A 26,263-nucleotide genomic window follows, 5' to 3' on the forward strand; every position below is an offset into this window, starting at 1 on the left:
ATTCTTACTTCGATTGGAGTGCGATCAGCAATTCAAGCCCCGGGAACTACGTCCGGGACCGGAATTGCATCGGCATATCAGTTTTCAAGCTGCGACATGCGCTGTGGCTGAGTGAGGCAAAGAATGTCATTTGCCCACTGGCTGAAATCAACCGGTGAAGACTTGCGCAGGTCTGCACGCGCCTCACGCACCATCTGTTCCTGATGCATCATATCATCGATACAGACTGATTTTCCGTCCCAGCAGCGATTTACGATGTTGTGGAACAACGCTTTGTCATTATAGGCGAAATACTGAACAGGGGCCTTTTCACTTGGCTGAACCAGCGAAGCATAGCGTTCACGCGACAGCTCCTGACCGGAAGCCTTTGCGTCAGCAATCCACTTGTCAAAATCAGCCTGATTAAGCGAATGCGCCTTGAAGCGCATCTGAGCGAAACCCTGACCACTATAATTGGCGGAAATACCGTCAAAAACGCCTTCCTGATTGGCAACAAGATGAAGCTTGGTCTGCATGCTAGGCATAGAATAGACCTGACTTCCAAGCGCCGGAATGAAGAAGGAATTCATAATGCTACTGGAGGTCAACTTGAAGTTGACAGGAACATTAACCGGCATCGCCATTTCATTGACCGATGCCACACCAAGATCCGGATAAATGAACAACCACTTCCAGTCGAGAGCAACAACCTCGACTGTGATCGGCTTCGCATCGGAAACAAGCGGACGATAAGGATCAAGCTTGTGCGTTGATATCCACGTCACTGTGCCGAGAACGACAATAATGACGACAGGAATCAGCCAGACCGCAGCTTCAATCTTGTTTGAATGATGCCAGTCAGGCAAATATTCTGCCTTTTCATTGGTGGCACGATACTTCCATGCGAAGTAAAGCGTCATGCCAATGACCGGGAGCACGACCAGCAACATAAGACCGGTCGCAAATAAAATTAGATCGCGCTCTGCCACACCGACCTCTCCTTTCGGAGAGAGCAGGACCTGGTTCTCGCAGCCGGCGAGAAACGCCGTGAGGGCCAAGACGGCGAACGAAACAATCGTCCGGGGGGTGCCGTTTTTCATTTGTCTTTCCATCCTGCGCACGAAACGTTAATTCCAGCGCATGCGTCATTTTCTAGATTTCGGTAAATTCTGAAAATTTCAAAAGTACCGATATAACGAATAATCCCGTTTGTCACGCGCCAGACCAAAAATGTATTGGATCGAAATGTCGCGGCTACATGGGATTGATGAGTCATAATGGACCCATTCAGAATCATATTGGGCAAGCCAATGGCGATTGACGGTGCTCTACAAGTTCAATTAAAAATTTTCAAGACGATATTCAGCGATAAACTGGCTGTGATTAAACCGAAACGTAAAACTTCAAAGAAGAATACATCCAGATTAACAAATGCGAATAATGATTTATATATATATATTAAGAGTTAATCATGCCAATATCACAGACATACACCAATGCACATAATTAGATGATGAAAATAATTGTATGAAATGTACCCCAAATTGGACTCAGAACGATTCCAGTCCGCATTCAGATGCTGTAGTTTCAACTTAAAGGAATTAAAACACATGAGATATGCATGATTTTTGGTAACTGGCCAATTGAGGAAGCTGAGGGTACAGTACTTGGCTATGCAATTGCCGCTGGCACTCACAGCTTTCGTAAAGGCACGCTGCTCACATCGGATCACTTGGCAATTTTGGGACAAGAGGGCGTCACCCATCTTTTTGCTGCGCGTCTCGAAAAAGGCGACATCAGCGAAAACGATGCAGCACTCAGCGTAGGAAAATCACTCATCTCAGAAAATCTTGACGATGGTCCGCCTGTTGCAGGGCGCGTCAATCTTTTCGCCCGTCATGATGGTTTATTTCAAGCCAATGCCGCAGATATTGATGCAATCAACCTGCTTGATCCGCGCATTTCAATTGCCACATTGCGCAATGGCTGCCGCGTTGAGCGCGGTCAGATGGTGGCAACGGTCAAGATCATACCTTTTGCGGTTCCGGAAAACTTGATCAAAAGGCTGCACGCCACGCAAAGCAAAGCGAAAGCGCTTGATGTCAGAGCGTTCAAAGCTATGCGGATTGGCCTCATACAATCGCGGCTACCGTCGATACGCGAAACGGTGTTCGAAAAAACCAAAGAGCTGATTTCCAATCGAGTTAATAGAAATCACGGTACAGTTGTTATTGAGCACCGCATTATACATGAACAGGCGGCACTGTCGCACTCGATCAGTGAAATTGCGGGGCATTGTGATCTGATCATCATATTTAGCGCCTCTTCAATTGCCGATGAAGCTGACATTGTTCCTCGCGCAATCCTCGATTGCGGTGGTGAAATCTTGCGCATAGGTGTTCCGATTGATCCGGGAAATCTTCTCGTTCTAGCCAGCCTTAACGGCAAATCTATTGTTGTCGCGCCGGGCTCAGCACGAAGCGCACGCGGCAATAGCCTCGACTGGATACTTGATCGCCTCATGGCGGGCTTGGAACTGAGCGCGGACGATCTGGGGAGAATGGGCGTTGGCGGGCTTCTACTATAGAACCAGCTTAGCAATTATAATCGAAGACGAGAATGCCATTGATCCCACCCTCTGCGAGTTCGACCAGCTTACCGCCAGCGACCACATGATCGGGATGTGGAAGATAAAGATCGCGTGCAGCTTCATCGATGAAGTCAACAACAAAGCCGTGACGAAAACCTTTTTCCAGGGCTTCTGGGCTAATATTGCTTCCGAGAGTTATGGCAATAATACCGTCAATTTTTTCACGCAATGCAGCAACCTGACTGAGCACTGCATCAATTGCAGCAGCCGAAACATCTGACCTGAATTTCACAAGAACGATATGGCGCAGCATTTAATGTCTCCCCGCAGCATACCGCCAAACATTAAGGCTTATAAGATGAGCAGAAAAGATATTTTTTAACAACCAAAGCAAATGATCAAAGGCTGAAACAGCAATTAGTTTTAAAACGGAAAAGGCCGGGCTAAACCCGACCTTCCGCTTTCATTCTGATTTTGCGCCAGTACATCCGTGGACACATTATCGAACGAATTCCCGATACATGAGCAGATTTAGCATCCGTCCATTTCAGGTTTATGACATTGCCGGTCAATCTGCCGAGAGATCAAGCAGCCAATGGCGTTTCAATCGATGGCGGATAATTATAATTCCAGACTTCTATTAAGCACTGCCGCATCAGATCAAGGTCAACCGGACCGATCCTGCTCAATACCTGATCAAGTTCATCGGGTTCGACTCCTCGATTGAGAAGCTCAACAATTGCCTCGATCAGAACTCTTTTGTCGTCAAATCTATAGCGCTGCATAATCCTGCTCCGCTAATTGCCCCGTTTTGATACAAACAGCCTAAACCAGCATGGTTAACCGAACCTTACGACTCTGCAACTAACCGGAATAAATCTACATGCCCTGAATTCAGCAATAACGATGACAGGGAAAACTCAGCTCACTCAAATAGGCTTTTAAATATAAAAATTATTGAATGAAAATAATAAAAAAAATATCAATACTACCATAATAATTTTTAAATGAGATTTATTTAATCTTATGATTTATCATCAATAATAAAACGCCGGGATAAATCCCGGCACTTTATTATTTATAGCGTTACAAGTAACATCAGAAAATAAATTCTCATTACTTGCCATTTATCAATTTTCAAATTGAAAATCAGTCGAGACCAACAATCTTCCCGTCTTCCCATTTAAAGACGTCAAAGCTCGGCGAAGAAAGATCGCCCGTCTCACCATAAGTCAGCTTGCCAATGACCGTTTCGATCGGCTGGCCATCGCGAAGAACCTTTGCAACGGCTGCTGTATCTTCCGTCGTCCCAGCGCGCTCAATACCATCAGCAAGAACCTGAACGGCGGCATAGGCGTTCATGGTAAATGCTTCAACTGGAATGTTCTTTGCGGTCAGCGCATCGACTGCTTCCTTCGAAGCTGGGTTCTTCGTCGCGTCAACAGCATTGGTGAAGAGCGTGCCTTCGGCATTCTTCTGACCAATGGCCCAGAACTCAGTGTTGGAAAGACCTTCACCGCCGAGGATCAGCGCATTGAGGCCTGCATCATGAAGCTGACGAGCCAGAAGGCCGCCTTCACCATGATAACCGCCGAAATAGACAACTTCCGTTCCGGCAGCTTTCAGCTTGGATACGAGCGCACTGAAATCCTTGTCGCCGGGTGTTACAGAATCATACTGTACTTCCGTAACGCCGTCCTTGTTGATTGCAGCCTTGAAAGCGTCTGCCAGACCCTTGCCGTAGGCGCCTTTGTCATGGACGATAGCGACTTTCTTATCCTTCATGTTCTTCAGGAAGTAGTCAGCCATCACATCGGCCTGCTGGTCATCGCGACCGCAAGTACGGAACACGGTTTCGAGGCCACGAGCCGTCAAATCAGGACCAGTTGCCGTCGGAGTAATCATCAGAACGCCGTTTTCAGCGAAAACATCGGAAACAGGAATTGCAACGCCGGTCGTGACCGGGCCAATGACAAATTTGACGCCTTCACCAACCAGCTGGTTAGCAGCCGAAACACCCTGCTTTGGTTCACCCGCATCGTCAGCAAGCTTCAGAACGATTTTTTCGCCCTTAATGCCACCATTGGCGTTGATAACTTCAACTGCAGTTTCCGCACCCTTTTTGACCTGATCGCCGTAAGCTGCGACAGGACCGGTCAACGGTGCGACAAGGCCGACAGTGATGTCCGCATAGGCGGCGCCCGCAAAACCGAGAGTAGCAGCAAAAGCTACACTAGAAAGAAGCTTGAGGTTCATTGTTTTTCTCCTTTGTGAGGCCTCGTGTTTTCCCGATGACCCCAGACAGCCCATCCCGGTCGAATCGCAGCGCATATACCGCCGCTTCGCCGGGCCCTCCCTTTTATTTCAATCATACGATCTTAAAGGGTAACCCAAAAGCACGCCGCACCGTCCCTTTTTATCAGTGTCAGAGTCATAATATTATTCGAAATTGCAATGTCACTTTCGGATTTATGCTCCGGGACGGCAGCGAGCTTTCATGATATAATAAGAATGCATTTCCAGCTTCCGATTGCAAGGGGCCAAGTACCCGCAACTACAACGAAATCTGCCTCCCATAAAATGCCTATCCTCCTCTCTTCCATGAAGGTGATTGCTTGGCATGAAAGGCTGCAATTCCCTCCGCAGCCTCAGGTGTTTCCCATGTATCGGCGAGACGGGTGAGCGTCATTTCAATCACAGCCTCGTCAATCGGCGTCGTCAGCGCATGAACAAGCCGCTTGGATGCGGCAACGGCGGCTGGCGCTGTTGAAAAATATGGCTCAATTTCCGCCGCAACTGCCGCATCGAGCTGATCTGCTTCCACAACCTGATGAAGCAAACCGATATGCTTTGCCTCATCTGCACCAAACAGTCGTGCTGACGTGAACATTCTCAGAGCATGGGTCTGACCGATCCGCGCCACCACATAGGGGCTGATCGTTGCCGGGATCAGGCCGAGCTTGGTTTCTGTCAGGCCGAACCGCACATCAGAAACACCAATTGCTGCATCGCAAACGCTAATCAGCCCGACACCACCGCCAAAAGCCTGTCCATTGATCCGCCCAATCAGAGGCTTCGGCAAATCGCGCAAGGCTTTCAGCATCAATGCCAATTTGCGCGCGGCTTCTATGCGTTGCGAGCGGTTCGCCTGAACCTGCCCCTGCATCCAGCCAAGATCACCACCTGCGCAAAAGCTTTTGCCGCTCCCTGTGAGAACAACGATACGAACAGCTTCGTCATTTGCCAGTTGCAGCGTTGCGCTGACAAGCTCATCGATCATGAGGCCGGAAAGCGCATTGTGGTGTTCAGGCCTGTAGAGCGTCAGCGTTGCTACACCGCGCTCATCGATAGAAACGATGATCGTTTCGAAGCCGGTCATGCAGCCTTATCCTGCGTCAATGCCTGCGCGAATGAAGCTGCTGATTGCAGCTTTTGAATATCAAGGCCGGTTTCAAAGCCAAGGCGATGCAGCATGTCTGCGACTGCCACCGTATCGACATTGCCTTTGGCTCCGGGTGCATAAGGACAGCCACCCAGACCACCCACCGATGCATCGAACACCCGAAGACCCTTTTCCAGACTGACTTGAAGATTATCAAGCGCCCGCCCGTTGGTGTCGTGATAGTGACCGGCGAGACTATGCCCTGGCGCAATATTAAGCACAGCATCGAGCATAGCGCTCACTGTTTCAGGCGTGCCCCGCCCGATCGTGTCGCCAAGACTCACCTCGTGACAGCCCAGCGAAAAGAGTTGCTCGGTGACATCGGCCACCGCCTGCGGCGCAGTTGGCCCATCATAGGGGCATTCGACAACGCAGCTGACATAGCCGCGGATGGCAAGCCCGTCATTGATGGCTGCGCCAATCACCGGTGCTAACCGCTCAATACTCTCTGCAATCGGGCAATTGATATTGGCCTGCGAAAACCCCTCCGAGGCTGAAACAAAGACGGCAATCTCATCGACACTGGCGCTAGCGGCAAGCGCATAGCCCTTCATATTCGGCACGAGAACCGAATAGCGGACGCTGCTCGCGCGGTGGATACCGCGCATCACGTCTTGCGCATCAGCTAATTGCGGCACCCATCTGGGGCTGACAAAACTGGTTGCTTCGATACGGGAATAGCCACAAGCGGACAGGCAGTCGATCAGGGCAATCTTGTCGGCTGTCGGTACAAAACGCTTCTCATTTTGCAGGCCGTCACGCGCTGCCATTTCGACGATTTCCACATGTTCAGCCATGTTCTACCCCTTTATTATTTGCGCATGATCCTATCCGATAACAGGCATCCACTTTTCGGGATCATGCTCTTCCTCCAGTTGGACTAACAGCGCGCCTTCATTTACCTGATCACCTGCTGCAACGCTCACGGAAGCAATTTTTCCATCACGGGGCGCAGTCAGTGAAAGCTCCATCTTCATCGCTTCCATCGTCACAAGCGGATCGCCTTTAGCGACGCACAAGCCTTCAGCGACCGATACCAGCCGCACAAGGCCCGGCATGGGCGAAAGAATGCGGCTTTCGCCTGAATTCTCCTCCTCCACGCCGGCAGACTGAACATGATGAAAAAGACTGTCGCTGCCATCAAACTGCACGCTTACGTCATGACCGATGCGCGTGACCGATGCCTGTTGAATGCGATCATCTGCGGAAAAACGCACCAGACCATTTTCATGGCTGTGAATTTCGAGTGTGCCAAAGGTAAAGCCGAAAAGCCGTTCGCCCTGAATATTGAAGCTCTGCGTATGACGTTCACCGCCATGCTCCAACAGAACCGAGCGCGATGCCTTCCCCCACATGTGGAACCCGCGCAGGCTCTGCCATGGGTCGCTCTGATGCGGAGCATCCAGCAAATCAAGTGCGCCAAGTGCTGCCAATGCAAAAGCAAATATGGACGGCTGTTCCATTTTAAAAAGCGTGGATGCTTTGCGAGCAATGAGGCCCGTATCAACATCGCCGGAGCGAAAAACTTCAAGCTTGCAAAGATCGGATAAGAACTGCCGGTTGGTAACAAGGCCCGCGATACGCGTCTTGTTCAAAGCGGCTTCGAGACGGTTCAGAGCTTCATCACGCGTTGCTCCATGCGTGATTATCTTGGCAATCATCGGGTCATAGAAAGGCGTGATGGTGTCGCCAGAGCGGACACCAGAATCAACCCGCGCAATGTCCGGCGCTGCAAACAGCGCAAGCTTGCCAGTGGCGGGCAGAAAATCGCGCGCCGGGTCTTCGGCATAAAGCCGCGCCTCAAAGGCCCAGCCATTGATGGAAAGCTCGTCCTGACGCTTCGGCAAGGCTTCGCCGAACGCCACACGCAATTGCCACTCAACCAGATCAAGGCCGGTTATCGCTTCCGTAACCGGATGCTCAACCTGTAGCCGCGTGTTCATTTCCATGAAGAAGAAGCGGTCAGGGTGCAGCCCTTCCGAAACATCGGCGATAAATTCCACCGTGCCTGCGCCGGAATAGCCGATGGCTTGGGCAGCCTTCACCGCTGCATCGCCCATGGCAGCGCGCATGTCGGGCGTCATGCCGGGGGCGGGGGCTTCCTCAATCACTTTTTGATGGCGGCGTTGCAGCGAGCAATCACGCTCAAACAAATGCACGGCGTGCCCAAAATTATCACCAAAGACCTGCACCTCGATATGGCGCGGCTTGGTCATGTATTTTTCAATCAGCACGGCGCTATCGCCAAACGATGCTTCTGCCTCGCGTCGCGCACTGTCGAGTGCAGTTAAAAAATCGGCGGGATCGTCAACCCGACGCATACCCTTGCCGCCACCGCCCGCGCGCGCCTTAATCAGCACAGGATACCCTATGCGACCCGCCTCGCCTTTGAGAAAGGCTACATCCTGATTATCGCCATGATAGCCGGGCACGACTGGCACGCGCGCCTTTTCCATCAGTGCCTTGGCGGCATCTTTCAGCCCCATGGCGCGGATAGCTTTTGCCGAAGGGCCTATGAAGGTGAGACCTGCGGCCTTGACAGCATCCACAAATCCCGCATTTTCAGAGAGAAAACCATAGCCGGGATGAATGGCTTCCGCGCCGGTATCCAGTGCCGCTTTGATGATGGCTTCAATGTTCAGATAGCTCTGCGAAGACTGCGCCGGTCCGACGCGCACAGCCTCATTGGCCATCTCCACATGCAAAGCATTGGCGTCTGCGTCTGAATAAATCGCGACAGTGGCAATGCCCAATTTGTTCGCCGTTCGGATAACCCGGCAGGCGATTTCTCCGCGATTGGCAATCAGTATTTTTTGAAACATCTGATCGCCCTCTTTACATTCTAAACATGCCGAAGCGCGTCGGCTCAGTTAGCGCATTCAGCGTTGCGGAAAGCGACAGGCCAAGCACTTGGCGGCTCTTGCGCGGATCGACAATGCCGTCATCCCAAAGGCGGGCCGATGCATAAAGCGGATGGCTCTGACGTTCGAACATTTCCAGCGTCGGGCGCCTGAACTCCGCTTCCTCGTCCGCCGACCATGTACCGCCGCTGCGTTCGATCCCGTCGCGCTTAACCGTTGTCAGAACACCCGCCGCCTGTTCGCCGCCCATCACCGCAATGCGACTGTTGGGCCATGTCCACAGGAAGCGCGGCGAATAAGCCCGCCCCGCCATGCCGTAGTTTCCCGCCCCATAGGATGCGCCAATCAGCATGGTGATCTTCGGAACATTGGCGGTTGCTACGGCCGTCACCAGCTTCGCGCCATGCTTGGCGATGCCTTCGGCTTCATATTTGCGACCGACCATAAAGCCGGTGATATTCTGCAAAAACACCAGCGGAATATTGCGCTGACAGCAAAGTTCGATGAAATGCGCGCCTTTGAGTGCTGCTTCAGAAAACAGCACGCCATTATTGGCGATAATGCCGACCGGCATTCCATAAAGGCTGGCAAAACCACATACCAGCGTGGGGCTAAAACGCGCCTTGAACTCATCAAACTGGGAACCATCGACTAGCCTCGCAATCAACTCGCGCACATCATAGGGAATGCGCGTATCAGCCGAGACAATGCCAAGAATTTCTTCCGCGTCATAAAGGGGTGCAGCACCATCCCCTCTTGCAATGAATGCGCGCTTTTCACTGTTGAGATTAGCGGCAATGGCACGAGCAATTTGCAGTGCATGAGCATCGTCATTGGCGAGATGATCCGCGACACCGGATAGCCTTGTATGCGTATCGCCGCCACCAAGATCTTCCGCGCTCACCACTTCGCCGGTTGCGGCCTTCACCAGCGGCGGACCAGCAAGAAAGATCGTGCCCTGATTGCGCACGATGACCGTCTCGTCGCTCATGGCAGGCACGTAAGCGCCGCCCGCGGTGCACGATCCCATGACGACCGCGATTTGCGGGATACCTGCCGCCGACATCTGCGCCTGATTATAAAAGATGCGCCCGAAATGATCGCGATCCGGGAACACCTCGTCCTGATTGGGCAGGTTCGCCCCGCCGGAATCAACCAGATAAATGCAGGGCAAGCGATTCTCGCCTGCGATCTCCTGCGCGCGCAGATGCTTTTTCACGGTAATTGGATAATAAGTGCCTCCCTTCACCGTCGCATCATTGCAGACAATCATGCATTCACGACCCGACACGCGCGCGATGCCGGTGATGATACCGCCCGAAGGTGCCACACCATCATACATGCCATGCGCTGCCGTCATCCCCACTTCCAGAAACGGCGAACCCGGATCGATGAGTTGCGCAACACGATCACGCGGCAAAAGTTTTCCGCGTGCGATATGACGTTCACGCGCTTTTTCACCGCCGCCATCCATGGCAATGCGCGATGCCTCAGCGACTACATCAATTGCTGCAAGCATGGCTTTGCGGTTGGCTTTAAAAGCGGCGCTGCGCTTTGAGATTTCAGATTTCAGAACCGGCATCAGCGGGTCTCCTGAAACAGTTCCCGTCCGATCAGCATACGGCGGATTTCCGACGTGCCTGCACCGATTTCATAAAGCTTTGCGTCACGTAAGAGACGGCCGGTCGGATAATCATTGATATAGCCATTGCCGCCCAGCGCCTGTATCGCCTGCAACGCCATCTGCGTCGCGTTTTCCGCAGCATAGAGAATGCAGCCCGCCGCATCCTTACGCGTCGTCTCACCGCGATCACAACTCGCCGCGACCGCATAAACATAGGCGCGAGAAGCGTTGAACAGCACATACATATCGGCAAGCTTGCCCTGCATAAGCTGGAACTCGCCAATCGGTTGGTCAAACTGTTTGCGCTCATGCACATAAGGCATGACGACATCGAGACATGCTGCCATGATGCCAAGCGGGCCACCCGCCAGTACCACCCGCTCATAATCAAGCCCGGACATCAGCACATTGACGCCCTTGCCCACTTCACCGAGCAGATTTTCAGCCGGAACTTCACAATCCTCAAACACCAGTTCGCAGGTGTTGGAGCCGCGCATACCGAGCTTGTCTAATTTCTGCGCAGTGGAGAAACCTTTGAAAGTTTTCTCAATGATGAAAGCGCTGATGCCACGCGAACCAACAGACGGGTCAGTCTTGGCATAAACCACCAGCACTTCGGCATCAGGACCGTTGGTGATCCACATCTTGTTGCCGTTGAGAACGTAACTCTCGCCGCGCTTTTCAGCCGTTAGTTTCATCGAAACGACGTCGGACCCAGCCCCTGGCTCTGACATGGCAAGCGCGCCGACATGCTCGCCTGAAATAAGCTTCGGCAGATATTTTGCACGCTGTTCGGCGGAGCCATTACGCGTAATCTGATTGACGCAGAGATTGGAATGCGCGCCATAGCTGAGGCCAATTGAGGCCGATGCGCGGCTGATTTCTTCCATAGCAACGCAATGGGCCAGATAGCCCATGCCTGCACCGCCGTAATCTTCAGATGCGGTAATGCCCAGCACACCGAGATCACCCAGTTCACGCCAAAGATGCATAGGAAATGCGTTATTGCGATCGGTATCAGCGGCAAGCGGCGCAATGCGGCTTTCCGCAAAACGGCGCACCGTATCACGAAGGGCTTCGATCTCCTCGCCAAGACCGAAATTCATGCCCGAAGCAAACATACTCGTCCTCCACAAGTTCTGCCCGGCTGCTGTTTTTGAAAACAGCTATGTTCCGTTCAGAGTGTCGTGTGGAGACCAATTAGGCAATGGCTTTGCGCGACGTTCTGTGGCTATTTATTCCCCTATTGCGAAATTTTATTTCGTATTATTTTCGGGTGTGCGCTTAGCCCTGTTGAAGATCAGCAATCTCGCGGTAAAGCTCCAGTGCTTGCGGATTTGCCAGGGCTTCACGGTTTTTCACCTCCCTTCCATGCACGATATCGCGCACGGCGAGTTCGACAATTTTCCCTGACTTGGTACGTGGAATATCGCTGACAGCGACAATCTTCGCAGGTACATGGCGTGGTGTGGCGCCAGTGCGGATTTTGGTCTTGATCCGCGCTTTGAGATCCTCATCAAGCGATTCACCCTCAACAAGCCGCACAAAGAGCACCACGCGCACGTCATTGTCCCAATCCTGCCCGATGCAAAGCGCTTCTGCGACTTCTGCCATCTGCTCGACCTGATTGTAGATTTCCGCTGTACCGATACGGACACCACCCGGATTGAGCGTCGCATCCGAACGACCATGGATGATAATGCCGTCATGTTGGGTCCATTCAGCAAAATCGCCATGGCACCAGATATTGTCGAAACGCTCAAAATAGGCCGCCTGATATTTTGCGCCTTCAGGGTCATTCCAGAACTGGAGCGGCATACAGGGGAATGCTTTCGCGCAGACCAGCTCGCCTTTCTCGCCGCGCACGGGCTTGCCATTGTCATCCCAGACATCGACGGCCATGCCGAGACCCGCGCCCTGAATTTCGCCTTGCCAGACAGGTTCTGTCGGCACGCCCAGTACGAAACAGGAAACAATGTCCGTTCCTCCCGAAATGGATGCCAGATGCACATCCCCCTTGATTGCCTCATAGACAAAAGCAAAGCCTTCCGGCGACAGCGGCGAGCCTGTCGAGGAAATGGTGCGAAGTGCAGACAGATTGTGGGTTTCACCGGGACGTAGCCCGGCTTTCAAAACAGCGTCGATGAATTTTGCCGACGTACCGAAATAGGTCATGTCTTCGGACGCCGCATAATCGAACAGAACATTGCCATCGGGATAGAAAGGCGAGCCATCATAGAGCAGAAGCGTTGCGCCTGATGCGATACCCGACGCCAGCCAGTTCCACATCATCCAGCCGCAGGTGGTGAAATAGAAGAATCGGTCACCTTCGCGAATATCCGCGTGCAGGCTATGCTCCTTAAGATGCTGCAACAGTACACCGCCAGCACGATGCACGATGCATTTTGGAATGCCGGTCGTACCCGACGAAAAGAGAATGTAGATCGGGTGGTCGAATGGCAGCCGCATGAACTCGACTGCTTTTTCTCTGATTGGGTTTAGTGCCGCATCAAGTGCAATGCCGTTTGCAACCTTGCCGGCGACCGCCTCCGCTTCGCCGAGATAGGTGACGATAACCGAGCGCTTGCAATCCGGGAGCTTGGCTGCCACTTCGGCAACCTTGTCGCTCACATCAATGCGTTTGCCATTATACCAATAGCCATCGCAGGCAAAGAAAAGCTTGGGGTCGATCTGACCAAAACGATCCAGCACACCCTGTGCCCCGAAATCCGGCGAGCACGAAGACCACACGGCACCGATAGACGAAGCGGCCAGCATCAGGGCCACGGCTTCCGGCATGTTGGGCATCATGCCCGCAATGCGATCACCGGGCTTTACTCCTTCTGCAAGCATGAACTGCTGAAGCTTTGAGACCAGCGCATGAAGGTCATGCCATGTCAGGCGGCGCTCGACCTTGTCTTCACCACGAAAGATGATCGCCTCACCGTTGCCTTTGTAGCGCAGAAGATTTTCCGCAAAATTGAGTTTGGCATCGGGGAAGAATTTCGCCTCACGCATATGACCTCTATCGACCAGCGCCGTTTGACCACGCTCACCGATAACGCCACAAAAATCCCATAAGAGAGTCCAGAAGGCTGCACGATCCTCAACCGACCAACTATGCAGCGTCTGAAAATCAGGGAGCTCACGGCCCGCCTTCGCCTCTGCGCGCACACGAAAATGTTCAAGTGCGCTTGTGGTAATGCGACTTGCATCGGGTCGCCAGAGTGGTTGAGTCGCGATGGACGCGGTCTTAATCATCATTCCTCCCAGAAACATGCCGAGCTGGGATCACTCTCACCATCAGCTCCAAAAACAATTTCTAAAAGAGACGCAGACATCCGTCCATGTTTTTCCAGATGTTACCTAGCTGATTGTTCTGAACCAAGAAAGTTTTCCGTCTCGCTGTTCTGGTTGAGCCATCGGTTTATACGATTGACAAGCCAGCGATTAATTGGATTTTCGAAAACATGCCAGGCTATAAAAGCCACAATAACGCTGGTTGTAACCCCGCCCGCAATTAGCATCACTGCGCCGATTGTGGTATCTCCCCAATGTTGCGGAAGAGCGTTGAAGAAAATCAATCCGACCAATGGATGCAGAATGAAAATACCAAAGCTGTAGGGCGAAAGCCGCAGCAGAACTGGCAGTCGCAGGGGGGTGTAAACATCCTGCATAGAGGCGATGTAGAGAACATAAACTCCACAATAAAGGAAAGCCAGCCGCAACGGCCCTTCAAGTGTGTTGGGTTCACCCGCCATAGCTGGCGGATGATAAAATAGAAAAATCGCCACACAAACAGCAAGCGCCAGCTTAATCGCAAGGACCGGCATTTTCGGATGCACGCGGCGCGCAAGCCACATACCGAAAAGGAAAGAGGGCAACGCACGCAGCGCGCCAACATCGGCAAGTTGAATGCGTGTCAAAGAGGGGGCGCCCAGCTTCTGTGCCAGATACTCTCCAATCGCTACAACAAAGATAACAATAACGAGAACAAAACTCCCCATCCTGCGGCAAAGAATATCAAACAAGGGAAAGCAGAGATACATCAAGAAAAGTGCGCTCAAAGACCAGCTGACGTAATTATAAGAGAGCGTTTTCCCAAGCCCCCAGTCATGAATAAGCAGCAATTGTGTGAGCCCGTCTGACAGGCTCATATTGGGTTCGGCGGAAGGGTGAAGAACACCTGTTGCCGTCAAGACTGACAAAAGGGCAAAGCAGGCAAAGGTTATCGCGTGCAGCGGATAAATCCGCGCCAGACGCTTTCCAATAAAACCAAGATATTGCCGGCGATCCCAGACATAATTTTGCCTTTTCGCAAGAAACAGGCCAGAAACAATAAAAAACACATCGGTAAAATAAGCAAATTGTAATATAATATCTTGCAGTGGGGCGTTTTTCACAGGGATGCGAAAAGAATAATGAAATGCTGCAATTCCAAGACAAAGTAGAAACCGCAGACCGTCGAAATCAGGAAGCCTTTTCACCCAACCGACCGCTAACAATTATTTTGATAAAGCTTCACTATCAAAATTGAGTTAAAAGTCGAGAGAAACTTAATTCTACCGAATATGAAATTGATCAACCACGCCTGACTGGGTTTCTTATTTGCAGTAGGGGAAAAATTGGTGGAGCCAAGCGGGATCGAACCGCTGACCTCTTGCATGCCATGCAAGCGCTCTCCCAGCTGAGCTATGGCCCCATCATGCCTCGTTCGAGGTGGGCCAGACAGAAATTTCTGTCCGGTGTGGCGGCTTCTTAAATGGCGTTTGAAAGAAGATCAAGAGCTAAATCACAACTCTCTTCGTATCGGTGGAAAATAATTTGCCCATTATCCACCCGCTGCCTGCAAAACCTCAAAAAGCAACAAGGCGGCTCTCTGAGCCGCCTTGTTTCAATATAAACGAAGCTAAAGATTAGACTTCTTCATCGTCATCGCCGACGCCGCCGCCGAGAATGCCCGAAACGTCATCGTCTTCATCTTCTTCTTCTTCAAGGAATGCGTCGTCATCGTCATCGCCCAGATCGACATCATCGTCGATATCCGGCAGATCGTCGCCACCCTTTGCTTCGTCATCCGCATCTTCAAGAGAAACGAATTCCGGCTTTTCGAGTGCTGTATCCAGTTCTTCCTCTTCCGATTCTTCTTCAGCCGCACGGCTTTCAGCTATGCTCGCTTCGAAATACGAACGCGGGTAAGAAATGCCGGTGTAAGGCGAAACAATCGGGTCGCGATTGAGGTCGTAAAACTTTTTGCCCGTTTCCGGATCGATGCGCTTGGTACCAAGTTCAGCTTTTGCCACGTTTAGCCTCGTGAGTTGATTTCTCCGTCGCGCCTGCGACGCTTACATGTTTTAAGCTCGCCATCAAACTCCTCAACCGTCGATCGGTCGGGAGAAGGCGGAAGACGCGCCTTACGGTGTTGTTTTGGTGCATAAACGCAATTTGCAGCTTTTGTCAAAGCGAAAGACGCATTCTGCACTCGATCTGTGTATCAAAACACGCATTGGCGGATGACCACGCTTAGTTCCTGTGCTAGGAAGCTGCCGCTTTGATTAATCCAGCGTGCATAACGCCAAAATGAGACAGTGAAAAATCCATGTCCCATTCCGCTACCCCGAAACCTGCAACCGCCCGCCGCTCGGAGGCTTTAACGGGCGAAATACGCATTCCGGGTGATAAATCCATATCGCATCGTTCCTTCATGTTCGGTGGTCTTGCTGCGGGTGAAACCCGCATTACAGGCCTGCTCGAAGGTGAAGACGTTATCAACACAGGCCGCGCCATGCAGGCGATGGGTGCCAAGATTCGCAAGGACGGCGATATCTGGATCATCAATGGTGTCGGCAATGGCTGCCTGTTGCAGCCAGAATCCCCGCTCGATTTCGGCAATGCCGGACCCGGCGCCCGCCTCACCATGGGTCTTGTCGGTACATACGACATGACGACAACCTTTGTCGGTGATGCCTCGCTTACCTCGCGCCCGATGGGGCGTGTGCTCAATCCGCTGCGTGAAATGGGCGTTCAAGTGAAGGCTGCCGAAGGCGACCGCCTGCCCCTTACGCTGACCGGCCCAAAGACTGCAAACCCGATCAGCTATCGCGTGCCTATGGCATCGGCTCAGGTGAAGTCGGCGGTTCTGCTGGCAGGTCTCAATACGCCTGGCGTCACAACCGTCATTGAACCTGTCATGACGCGCGATCATACCGAAAAGATGCTCCAAGGTTTTGGCGCAGACTTGACGGTTGAAACCGACAAGGATGGCGTGCGCCACATTCGCATTGTCGGACAGGGAAAACTTACCGGCCAAACCATCGACGTGCCGGGTGATCCCTCCTCAACCGCTTTCCCGCTAGTTGCGGCTTTGCTTGTTGAAGGTTCAGATGTCACGATCCGTAATGTTCTGATGAACCCGACCCGCACCGGTCTCATCCTGACATTGCAGGAAATGGGTGCGGACATTGAAATCATCGATCCACGCCTTGCTGGCGGTGAAGACGTTGCCGATCTGCGTGTGAAGTCATCGAAGCTCAAAGGTATTGTCGTTCCACCGGAACGCGCACCATCAATGATCGACGAATATCCGGTGCTGGCAATCGCTGCTTCTTTTGCCGAAGGTGAAACCGTTATGGACGGCCTCGACGAGCTGCGTGTGAAGGAATCGGATCGCCTTGCAGCGGTCGCACGCGGTCTTGAAGCCAATGGCGTCGATTGCACCGAAGGCGAAATGTCGCTGACGGTTCGTGGTCGTCCAGATGGCAAGGGTCTTGGCGGGGGCACGGTTGCCACCCACCTTGATCACCGTATCGCGATGAGCTTTCTGGTCATGGGACTGGCCGCTGAAAAGCCGGTCACCGTTGACGACAGCACGATGATTGCAACCTCGTTCCCGGAATTCATGACCATGATGCCGGGACTGGGTGCAAAAATCGAAGTCAGTGAGTCAAAATGACAAGTTTCGTCGTAGCCATCGACGGACCAGCAGCGTCGGGAAAGGGGACCCTCGCCCGACGCATTGCCATTCATTATGGCATGCCGCATCTCGATACCGGACTTACTTATCGCGCAGTGGCGAAAGCGTTGCTCGACCAAGGGCTGACGCTTGACGATGAAGCTATTGCAGCCGATGTCGCGCTCCATCTCAATCTGCATAATATGGACAAAGCGGAGCTTTCAGCCCACGCCATTGGCGAAGCGGCTTCCAAAGTAGCCGTGATGCCTGCCGTTCGGCGTGCTCTTGTTGAAGCCCAGCGCGGCTTTGCCAGTGCATTGCCATCAAGCGTTCTTGATGGGCGTGATATTGGAACGGTGGTCTGCCCGCAAGCCGCTATCAAGCTTTTTGTAACTGCTTCGCCGGAAGTTCGCGCCCAGCGCCGCTTCGATGAGATCATTGCCAAAGGCGGTACAGCCAATTTCAATGAAATTCTGGCTGACCTCAAAAAGCGCGACGAGCGCGACATGAACCGCACGGATTCACCGCTTAGACCAGCGGACGACGCACACTTGCTAGATACGAGCAAAATGAGTATAGAAGCGGCATTTCTGGCAGCAAAAAAGCTGATTGATCACGCTTTTGCGCAGCATCAGGCATAATATTGAGAAAACCATACGGTTTTCTGATATGATCCGCACAGAAATTCTGGAGAATTCTGAGTTTGCTCCTATATAGGGCTCACTCAACTTTATAACCTGACTTCGTGTTCCACGCGCCGGTTGTCTCATTGAGACGGGATCGAAGGACAGGCTTAACGCAACTCTAACCCCCGGCGCCGCATCCGATGTTGATTTATACCGGATGCATCAGGAGTATTTATGTCTGATTTCAATCCCTCTCTCGCAGACTTCGAATCGCTGCTGGCTGAATCCTTTGCCAACAATGATCTTGCAGAAGGTTATGTTGTAAAGGGTCGCATCGTTGCCATCGAAAAAGACATGGCAATCATCGATGCCGGCCTCAAGGTCGAAGGTCGCGTACCGCTGAAGGAATTCGGCGCGAAGGGCAAAGACGGCTCGATGAAGCCGGGCGACGAAGTTGAAGTCTACGTTGAGCGCATCGAAAACGCACTCGGCGAAGCTGTTCTGTCGCGCGAAAAAGCACGTCGTGAAGAAAGCTGGGGCAAGCTCGAGCAGAAGTTCGCAAACAGCGAACGCGTCGACGGCGTCATCTTCAACCAGGTCAAGGGTGGTTTCACCGTCGATCTGGACGGCGCAGTTGCGTTCCTTCCACGCAGCCAAGTCGACATTCGTCCGATCCGCGACGTTACCCCGCTTATGCACGTCCCACAGCCTTTCGAAATCCTCAAGATGGACAAGCGTCGTGGCAACATCGTTGTCTCGCGTCGTACCGTTCTTGAAGAAAGCCGTGCGGAACAGCGTTCGGAAATCGTTCAGAACCTTGAAGAAGGTCAGGTTGTTGACGGCGTTGTCAAGAACATCACCGATTACGGTGCGTTCGTTGATCTCGGCGGCATTGACGGCCTCCTGCACGTGACCGACATGGCATGGCGCCGCGTCAACCATCCATCGGAAATCCTCACCATCGGCCAGTCGGTCAAGGTGCAGATCATCCGTATCAACCAGGATACACATCGTATCTCGCTCGGCATGAAGCAGCTCGAGAACGATCCTTGGGATGGCATTGGCGCGAAGTACCCGATCGGCAAAAAGATCACCGGTACTGTAACCAACATCACCGATTACGGCGCATTTGTCGAAATCGAGCCAGGCATCGAAGGTCTGATCCACGTTTCCGAAATGTCGTGGACCAAGAAGAACGTACATCCAGGCAAGATCCTGTCGACCACGCAGGAAGTCGAAGTCGTTGTGCTCGAAGTTGATCCGGTCAAGCGCCGCATCTCCCTCGGCCTCAAGCAGACCCTCGACAACCCATGGACGACTTTTGCTGACAAGTACCCTTCGGGCACAATCGTTGAAGGCGAAGTCAAGAACAAGACCGAATTCGGCCTGTTCATTGGTCTCGACGGCGACGTTGACGGCATGGTTCACCTTTCCGATCTCGACTGGAACCGTCCAGGCGAACAGGTCATCGAAGAATACAACAAGGGCGAAGTCGTTAAGGCTGTTGTTCTTGACGTTGACATCGAAAAGGAACGCATCTCTCTCGGCATCAAGCAGCTTTCCGGCGACAAGGTCGGTGAAGCAGCAGCTTCGGGTGAACTGCGCAAGAACGCCGTTGTAACCTGTGAAGTCACAGCTGTTACCGATGGTGGCCTTGAAGTCCGTCTCGTTGACCATGATCTCGAAAGCTTCATCAAGCGTTCCGATCTGTCGCGTGACCGTGACGAACAGCGTCCAGAACGCTTCTCCGTTGGCCAGAAAGTTGACGCTCGCGTCATCGCCTTCGACAAGAAGACCCGCAAGCTGCAGGTCTCCATCAAGGCTCTGGAAATCGCTGAAGAAAAGGAAGCAGTCGCTCAGTACGGCTCGACCGATTCGGGTGCATCGCTCGGCGACATTCTCGCTGCAGCAATGAAGAAGTCGGAAAACAACTAAGTTTTCGCCCTTCTAAAAAATATGAGAAAGCCCGCCATTGGCGGGCTTTTTCTTTGAGTAAATTATTATTGAGCGCCCGCCATATGACCATGAGATTTTGCTGCTCTTGGCAACTCCGGAATCTTTCCAGACCTGATACGTTTAACCCGCGCATTCATCCAATGCCGAACGACATGTCGATAAATCAGCCCCCGTAAACGGCCAAATTTCTGCTGATGAAGGGCGTAAAAGTCATCGGGTGTGTCAAACAACCCAAGATCGGCGTTAATTCCAGTGCGTTGTATATAAGTATTCTCACCAATCCATTCGACAGGCGGAGTGGAAAGACAATCAGTTCCAACCCCATATCCGCACAGACTCTCGCCGTCGGGACCGAACCTGTTTTGCAGCGAGAGTAAAAAGGGGCGATCCAGAATAAAACCTTCCAGGTTGATCCAGCGCCCATCATGCCAGATTTCAATCCAGCTGTGCAGAATGCTGTCTGGTGCCAGAGCATAGGCTATTTCAGGTACCACGCCCCGTTGCAGCTCCTTATGAATTGTAAAGCCATGTAAGCGGCAAGGTATTCCAAGCCCACGTAACAACGCCATCAATAACGTGCCTTTGGTATTGCACTGGCCATACCCATCATCCAACACAGAAGACGCCGGGATAGCGTCACTGCGATTGTACCCGAAGGCAATTCGGTCACGCACAAAGTCGTAGGCAGCTCCAACTTTTTCATAAGCAGGAAGGTTTAGCCAACCTCTAGTTGCCAAAAGGCTCTGAATGGGCGTTGAATCGAAGTCGAGAAGTTCTGTTTTTTTGAGGTAATCCGGCTTCATTTCAAGCTTCCTGTTACGCCTTTAGAATTCGTAACACCTCTAGTCACTAGAGAATCAAGCAGAAACTTTCGATACGCATCACGCTGTCTTGGGCGTTATACGATACCAAGCAAGTGGATGAAGCCAAGGCTGATGGCTCCCAAAACCAGTAAGGATAAAATGGCCGTCAGGGTCACCCGCCCGCCAGCAGAAGCCACAGAACGGACATCGACGCCCAGGCCAAGCGCTGCCATGGAAATAATTGTCAGTGCGGTGGACGCAAACTGGATACCAGGAAGAATGGTTTCCGGAATCAGTTGCAGCGAACGCAATGACATCATGACCAGAAAGCCGATGATAAACCATGGAACAAGCTGTAAAAAGCCCGGCTTCGCTTCTGCTTCCTTGTTGCCAGCCAGTACCGAGAGCGCCAGAATGACAGGGCCGAGCATAAGCACGCGCACCAGCTTGACCAATGTGCCAAGTTGCACACTGATGGTGGCGATTGGGGCAGTGGCTGCCAGAACCTGCGGCACCGCATAGACCGTCAGTCCGGCAAGAATACCATATTGGGTGAAAGACAATCCCAGCAATGGCACCAGCAACGGCAGGCACAACACGACAACAACACCCAGAATGGCTGTGAATGCGATGGACGCTGCCACATCTTCACTGTCTGCACCAATTACGGGGGCGGTTGCCGCAATCGCCGAGTTACCGCAGATGGAGTTGCCGCACGCAACCAGAACAGCCATGCGATGCGGCAGCTTCAGCAATCGCCCAATGCCGTAGCTCAATGTGATTGCAACTGCCACGACCGCGGCAATACCTGTAATCAGACCCGGCCCGGCATCAATCACCGCACTTGCGCTGATCGACGCACCAAGCAGCACCACCGCAATCTCGAGAAGCAATTTTGCCGAGAAGCTAATGCCTTTGGAAAACTTCTTGCCGGGGCGGAAAATGGTCCGAATTGCGGTACCAATCAGAATTGCCAATACCAAAGCTTCGAGCCACGCCTTGCCGGTATAATGCTCCTCGACCTTTTCCAAACCGATCGCCATCGCTGAAACAGCGAGGCTGAGTGCAAGCCCTGGGATAATGTTCTGGAATTTTGTGGCAAATGCGGGGGTCATTGGATTTGGAATTCTGACGTTGAGAAAAATTTTCCAATCTGATGCGCCTTTTCTTCTGTTCATTCCATCGCATAATATGGCACAATTCATTCGATAAAATCGAACGATCATAGCTATGACACTGGAACAGTTACGTATTTTCATCGAAGTGGCCGAGCGGGAACACCTGACGCGCGCCTCAGAAGCGCTTCATCTCACGCCATCAGCGGTGAGTTCGGCCATTCGCACGCTGGAAGAACGCTATGGCGCGATGCTTTTCAACCGGATTGGGCGGCGGATTGAGCTGACCGGTGACGGCCGCATGTTTCTGGATGAGGCACGCGCGACACTGGTCCGCGCGCAATCGGCTGAGCGAATGTTGTCAGAGCTTGGCGGCGGCAAACGCGGTATTCTCGCGATCCATGCCAGCCAAACCATCGCAAGTTATTGGCTACCGCCTTATCTGGCACATTTTCATGCGACGCACCCGATGATCGATTTACGCCTGACGCTCGGGAACACCGAGAGTGTCACGCAGGCCACGCAAGAAGGATTGGCGGATATCGGTCTTGTGGAAGGTGCCGTGCAGGTCCCGAATCTCTCGCTGCGCAAGGTTGGTACAGATCAGCTTATCGTTGTCACTGGGCCAGCTCATCAATGGAGCAATACCGCGAAATTGACATGGGATACGTTGTTCAGCGGCCAATGGATATTGCGTGAACATGGATCAGGCACCCGCAGCGTGTTTGAGGATGCGATGCGGGTCGCAGGCTACAATCCCGCCCGTCTTAATATTGCGCTTGAGCTTCCATCAAACGAAGCGATCTGCTCGGCGGTGCTTTCCGGCAATTACGTCACGGCGATTTCGGAACTGGTGGCAGCGCCGCATCTTGCCGCAGGCACGCTGGTCAAAGCCGATTTCACTCTCCCGCAACGCCAATTTCTGATGCTGTCGCATAAAGACCGCTATCAGACCAAGGCGCTCAAATCTTTCGCCGACATGCTGATGAGCGAACCAAACATGTCGCGCACAGAACACCTCTCCGGCGATCAACCAAGCTAGGCTTTCTCCACGGGTCTATCCCGGCATATCCCGGCCCAATATACGGATCGGGAACGATCCGCACGTCAATCTGGAGGAGGTCGACATGAGCAGGAATAGAGGCGTTGTCTATATGCGCCCGGGTAAAGTCGAAGTTCGTGATATTGATGATCCGGTGCTGAGCGCTCCCGATGGGCGCAAGCTGGATCACGCCGTCATCCTGAAAGTGATCACAACCAATATTTGCGGCTCAGACCAGCACATGGTGCGCGGTCGTACCACTGCTATGCCCGGCCTTGTGCTCGGTCATGAGATTACCGGCGAAGTGATTGAAAAAGGCAGCGATGTCGAAATGCTGGAAGTGGGCGACATCGTCTCCGTGCCTTTCAACGTTGCCTGTGGACGGTGCCGTTGCTGCAAGTCGCAGGACACCGGCGTATGCCTCACCGTCAATCCATCACGTGCTGGCGGTGCTTATGGCTATGTGGATATGGGCGGTTGGATCGGCGGGCAAGCGCGCTATGTCATGGTGCCTTATGCCGACTTCAATCTGCTGAAGTTCCCGGATCGCGAACAGGCCATCGAAAAAATCCGGGATTTGACCATGTTGTCCGATATTCTGCCCACAGGGTTTCACGGGGCGGTGAAGGCAGGCGTTGGGGTTGGGTCAATCGTCTATGTGGCCGGTGCCGGTCCTGTTGGGCTTGCTGCAGCCGCATCTGCCCGAATCTTAGGTGCTGCGGTCGTCATGGTCGGCGACTTCAACAAGGAACGGTTGGAACATGCCCGCAAGGTCGGTTTCGAGCCGATTGACCTTTCAGCCAGCGACCGTCTCGGTGACATGATTGCCGAGGTGACTGGCAGCAATGAAGTGGACAGCGCAATTGACGCGGTTGGCTTTGAAGCCCGCGGTCATAGTGGCGGCGAGCAACCGGCCATCGTACTCAATCAGATGATGGAAATCACCCGTCCAGCAGGCTCTATCGGTATTCCAGGTCTCTACGTGACCGAAGACCCGGGTGCTGTCGATAATGCTGCCAAGCAGGGAAGCCTGTCGCTGCGGTTTGGTCTGGGCTGGGCAAAGGCACAGTCTTTCCATACCGGTCAGACGCCGGTGGTCAAATATAATCGCCAACTCATGCAGGCTATTCTGCATGGTCGTCTGAACATTGCCGAGATCGTCAATGCGCAGGTGATTTCACTGGAGGAAGCGCCGCAAGGCTATGAAAGCTTCGATCATGGGGTGGCGAAGAAATTCGTACTCGACCCGCATGATACGTTAAATCACGCTTCTTAATTCGTAAGCAGGGTCTATAGACAACAGATTTGGACAGCCTAGCATTACAAAAATTTAAGGCTGTCCATATTTAATATAGATAACCAAAATTCATCTAAATTTAAAATAATCTGCAAAAATAAAATTGAAACTGAGGCAATAATATCCCATCTCAATCTATTCATAATTATAGAAATTAATATAACAACAGCCATCAAAGATGTAAAAACAAAATTTATAATATAATAATTACTAACCTCACATATATAACAATGCAATAAATCATAAGAAATCTGATTCAATATAAAAATTCCGTAAAACCAAAATCTTATGATTTTAAAGTAATTATAGAAATCTTTGTATTCATCATAATTATCTGGTGCAATAAGTGCCGATAAAAAATAAAAACTAAATGCATATAAAACTATAAATACATATGATGCGTAAGAATATTTTATACCGTAATTCCAATTCAGAACATCCCACCACCAATCTACGACAAATAATGAGCAAGTTATCAGCCAAACAATATGAAGAAAATTTGGCTTGTATTTCCTTTTAAACTGAATGTATCGAGTCAGCGAAGCAAGAATTCTCGACATGCACAAACTAACAAAAACACCAGTTAGAATACGAACATGTAAAAAATATTCATTAACAACAGAACTATAGGCATACTTATCCATAAAGTATCCGTACTAAAATACAAATAAAATTATAAAAAACAAAAAAAATTAATTAATTACTTTATTACTCTATCAATCAAATCATCTTTTGTAAAGCAAGTCGGATTCATAGCGTTCTTCGACTGCCAAAGACCAATCGAGCGACGGGTTTTGAAGCCCGGAAGACCGTCGGCCTTGCCAATATCATAACCATGCGCCTGCATACGCTTCTGCATCGCCAGAATGTCGGAGCGATACATGGTGCCAACATTGCTCCAAGGCGTCTGAAAGTCGCCCGCGCCATAGGCAATGCGGTCGCCAACATGGCCGATAAACAGCGCATAGAGATCGCTCATATTGTAATCTTTGATGACGTAGAAATTCGGCGTCACAATAAAGGCCGGGCCGTAGCGACCGGCAGGCATGAGCAGAAAGCCCTCGCCCCGCATTTCACTCACCGGGAATGCCTTGCCATTGGTGCGGGTAATGCCGAGCTTTGCCCATTCGGCAAATGTCTTGCCCTGATCAGGCCCTTCAAGAGAACAGGAAATATTCTGCGGCACATTGACTTCGTAGCCCCAGTCGCGCCCGGCCTGCCAGCCATGGATTTTGAGATAATTGGCGATGGAGCCAAGGGTATCTGGCACTGAATTCCAGATGTCTCGCTTGCCGTCACCATCAAAATCAACGGCATGTTTGAGATAGGATGTCGGCATGAATTGCGGCTGTCCCAGCGCGCCTGCCCACGAGCTTTTCATCGAACCATTGGAGATGTAGCCGCGTGATGTGATCTGGAGTGCTGCAATCAGCTCTTTGCGGAACATATCCTTGCGTGTGGCCATGAAGGCCTTGGTGCCAAGCACTTCAAAGGCATTGTAAGGAATTTTGACTGTGCCAAAGCCCGATTCGCGCCCCCAGATGGCCACAACAATCCGCCCCGGCACGCCATATTGCTGTTCGATGCGTTTGAGCAGAGCTGCATTCTGTCCAAAGCGCGCCTTTCCGCCGCTTGTTACAGAACCAATCGTTTTGGCGTTGAAATATTTGCCCGGTGCGCCGAACTCAGCCTGCTTCTGCTCTTTCGGTGTTGTTGGCTTTTCGCCCGGAATGACAAGATCCGGCAGTTTCCAGTTGATCGTAACGCCTGCAAAAGCCTGCTCAAATATAGGGCGAGAAACACCTGCCGCCTTTGCTTCGGGCCAGAGGTCTTTTTCAATCCAGTTGCGATACTGGCTCTCAACCTGCGTTTTGGAGGGAGCCGCAAAAGAAGGCGCTACAGATAGGGACGCGGCCAGACAAAGAGCCGTGGTCAGGCCTCGTTTCCAGAATGCAGCCTTCATATACGCCTCCCAA

At 52.0% G+C, this 26,263-nt stretch carries 22 protein-coding genes and 1 tRNA gene; 6 read left to right on the forward strand and 17 right to left on the reverse strand.

What is annotated here, in order from left to right; all coding sequences use genetic code 11:
- Positions 1–77: 77 nt before the first annotated feature.
- Positions 78–1,079 (reverse strand): ubiquinol oxidase subunit II, encoded by a 1,002-nt coding sequence (cyoA, locus tag H5024_RS00935; RefSeq protein WP_187543606.1) that lies wholly within the window; start codon positions 1,077–1,079, stop codon positions 78–80.
- Between the two features lie 521 nt (positions 1,080–1,600).
- On the opposite strand from cyoA, the gene H5024_RS00940 reads away from it, so the two are divergent.
- Complete coding sequence (locus H5024_RS00940) at positions 1,601–2,566, forward strand: molybdopterin-binding protein (RefSeq protein WP_187543607.1); 966 nt, start codon at positions 1,601–1,603, stop codon at positions 2,564–2,566.
- Between the two features lie 7 nt (positions 2,567–2,573).
- Here H5024_RS00940 and H5024_RS00945 read toward each other — a convergent pair whose 3' ends face one another.
- From H5024_RS00945 to H5024_RS01000, 12 genes are all read right to left on the reverse strand, one after another.
- Positions 2,574–2,882 (reverse strand): Dabb family protein, encoded by a 309-nt coding sequence (locus H5024_RS00945; RefSeq protein WP_187543608.1) that lies wholly within the window; start codon positions 2,880–2,882, stop codon positions 2,574–2,576.
- 271 nt (positions 2,883–3,153) lie between these two features.
- Complete coding sequence (locus H5024_RS00950; protein ID WP_187543609.1) at positions 3,154–3,354, reverse strand: hypothetical protein; 201 nt, start codon at positions 3,352–3,354, stop codon at positions 3,154–3,156.
- A 364-nt stretch (positions 3,355–3,718) separates the two neighbouring features.
- The gene (locus tag H5024_RS00955) at positions 3,719–4,825 is read right to left on the reverse strand and encodes an ABC transporter substrate-binding protein (protein ID WP_187543610.1); all 1,107 of its coding nucleotides are present in this window, start codon (positions 4,823–4,825) and stop codon (positions 3,719–3,721) included.
- Between the two features lie 328 nt (positions 4,826–5,153).
- The gene (locus H5024_RS00960) at positions 5,154–5,948 is read right to left on the reverse strand and encodes a crotonase/enoyl-CoA hydratase family protein (RefSeq protein ID WP_187543611.1); all 795 of its coding nucleotides are present in this window, start codon (positions 5,946–5,948) and stop codon (positions 5,154–5,156) included.
- A complete protein-coding gene (locus H5024_RS00965) occupies positions 5,945–6,808 on the reverse strand; it encodes a hydroxymethylglutaryl-CoA lyase (RefSeq protein ID WP_187543612.1) in 864 nt (287 codons plus the stop codon). The genes H5024_RS00960 and H5024_RS00965 overlap by 4 nt, the downstream gene beginning before the upstream one ends.
- Positions 6,809–6,838: 30 nt before the next feature.
- On the reverse strand, positions 6,839–8,833 hold the full coding sequence (locus H5024_RS00970; RefSeq protein WP_187543613.1) for an acetyl/propionyl/methylcrotonyl-CoA carboxylase subunit alpha: 1,995 nt from the start codon (positions 8,831–8,833) through the stop codon (positions 6,839–6,841).
- A gap of 13 nt (positions 8,834–8,846) precedes the next feature.
- A complete protein-coding gene (locus tag H5024_RS00975) occupies positions 8,847–10,454 on the reverse strand; it encodes a carboxyl transferase domain-containing protein (protein WP_187543614.1) in 1,608 nt (535 codons plus the stop codon).
- Complete coding sequence (locus H5024_RS00980) at positions 10,454–11,602, reverse strand: isovaleryl-CoA dehydrogenase (RefSeq protein WP_187546483.1); 1,149 nt, start codon at positions 11,600–11,602, stop codon at positions 10,454–10,456. Before H5024_RS00980 ends, H5024_RS00975 begins: the two co-directional genes overlap by 1 nt.
- A 178-nt stretch (positions 11,603–11,780) precedes the next feature.
- Entirely contained in the window at positions 11,781–13,757 is a 1,977-nt protein-coding gene (locus H5024_RS00985; RefSeq protein ID WP_187546486.1) for an acetoacetate--CoA ligase, read from the reverse strand.
- 101 nt (positions 13,758–13,858) lie between these two features.
- Positions 13,859–14,983 (reverse strand): acyltransferase, encoded by a 1,125-nt coding sequence (locus H5024_RS00990; protein ID WP_187543615.1) that lies wholly within the window; start codon positions 14,981–14,983, stop codon positions 13,859–13,861.
- A gap of 139 nt (positions 14,984–15,122) precedes the next feature.
- Positions 15,123–15,198 (reverse strand) — tRNA-Ala (locus H5024_RS00995).
- A gap of 214 nt (positions 15,199–15,412) precedes the next feature.
- Entirely contained in the window at positions 15,413–15,799 is a 387-nt protein-coding gene (locus H5024_RS01000) for a TIGR02300 family protein (protein WP_187543616.1), read from the reverse strand.
- A gap of 296 nt (positions 15,800–16,095) precedes the next feature.
- Between H5024_RS01000 and aroA the strand changes: the two genes are divergently transcribed.
- The 3 genes from aroA to rpsA all read left to right on the forward strand — a co-directional run bounded on the left by aroA (position 16,096) and on the right by rpsA (position 20,009).
- Positions 16,096–17,448, forward strand: a complete 1,353-nt coding sequence (gene aroA, locus H5024_RS01005; protein WP_187543617.1) for a 3-phosphoshikimate 1-carboxyvinyltransferase — start codon at positions 16,096–16,098, stop codon at positions 17,446–17,448.
- Positions 17,445–18,089, forward strand: a complete 645-nt coding sequence (gene cmk / locus H5024_RS01010) for a (d)CMP kinase (RefSeq protein ID WP_187543618.1) — start codon at positions 17,445–17,447, stop codon at positions 18,087–18,089. Before aroA ends, cmk begins: the two co-directional genes overlap by 4 nt.
- 219 nt (positions 18,090–18,308) lie before the next feature.
- Complete coding sequence (gene rpsA, locus H5024_RS01015; protein WP_187543619.1) at positions 18,309–20,009, forward strand: 30S ribosomal protein S1; 1,701 nt, start codon at positions 18,309–18,311, stop codon at positions 20,007–20,009.
- A gap of 65 nt (positions 20,010–20,074) precedes the next feature.
- On the opposite strand, the gene H5024_RS01020 is transcribed toward rpsA, so the two are convergent.
- Together H5024_RS01020 and H5024_RS01025 are read right to left on the reverse strand one after the other, a co-directional pair.
- Complete coding sequence (locus tag H5024_RS01020) at positions 20,075–20,833, reverse strand: transglutaminase family protein (protein ID WP_187543620.1); 759 nt, start codon at positions 20,831–20,833, stop codon at positions 20,075–20,077.
- A 95-nt stretch (positions 20,834–20,928) separates the two neighbouring features.
- On the reverse strand, positions 20,929–21,948 hold the full coding sequence (locus H5024_RS01025) for a YeiH family protein (protein ID WP_187543621.1): 1,020 nt from the start codon (positions 21,946–21,948) through the stop codon (positions 20,929–20,931).
- Between the two features lie 115 nt (positions 21,949–22,063).
- Here H5024_RS01025 and H5024_RS01030 point away from each other — a divergent pair, with 115 nt between their 5' ends.
- Both H5024_RS01030 and fdhA read left to right on the forward strand, forming a co-directional pair.
- A complete protein-coding gene (locus H5024_RS01030; RefSeq protein WP_187543622.1) occupies positions 22,064–22,990 on the forward strand; it encodes a LysR family transcriptional regulator in 927 nt (308 codons plus the stop codon).
- An 85-nt stretch (positions 22,991–23,075) separates the two neighbouring features.
- Positions 23,076–24,266: a formaldehyde dehydrogenase, glutathione-independent gene (gene fdhA / locus H5024_RS01035; RefSeq protein ID WP_187543623.1), complete on the forward strand. Its 1,191-nt coding sequence runs from the start codon at positions 23,076–23,078 to the stop codon at positions 24,264–24,266.
- Between the two features lie 44 nt (positions 24,267–24,310).
- Here the strand turns inward: fdhA and H5024_RS01040 are convergent, their stop codons facing one another.
- Together H5024_RS01040 and H5024_RS01045 are read right to left on the reverse strand one after the other, a co-directional pair.
- Entirely contained in the window at positions 24,311–24,931 is a 621-nt protein-coding gene (locus H5024_RS01040; RefSeq protein WP_187543624.1) for a hypothetical protein, read from the reverse strand.
- A gap of 56 nt (positions 24,932–24,987) precedes the next feature.
- Positions 24,988–26,250 carry a lytic murein transglycosylase gene (locus tag H5024_RS01045; protein ID WP_187543625.1) on the reverse strand — a complete coding sequence of 421 codons (1,263 nt, stop codon included), beginning with the start codon at positions 26,248–26,250 and terminating at the stop codon, positions 24,988–24,990.
- Positions 26,251–26,263: the final 13 nt, after the last annotated feature.

It is taken from the genome of Ochrobactrum sp. Marseille-Q0166 (genome assembly GCF_014397025.1).
Lineage (GTDB): Bacteria > Pseudomonadota > Alphaproteobacteria > Rhizobiales > Rhizobiaceae > Brucella.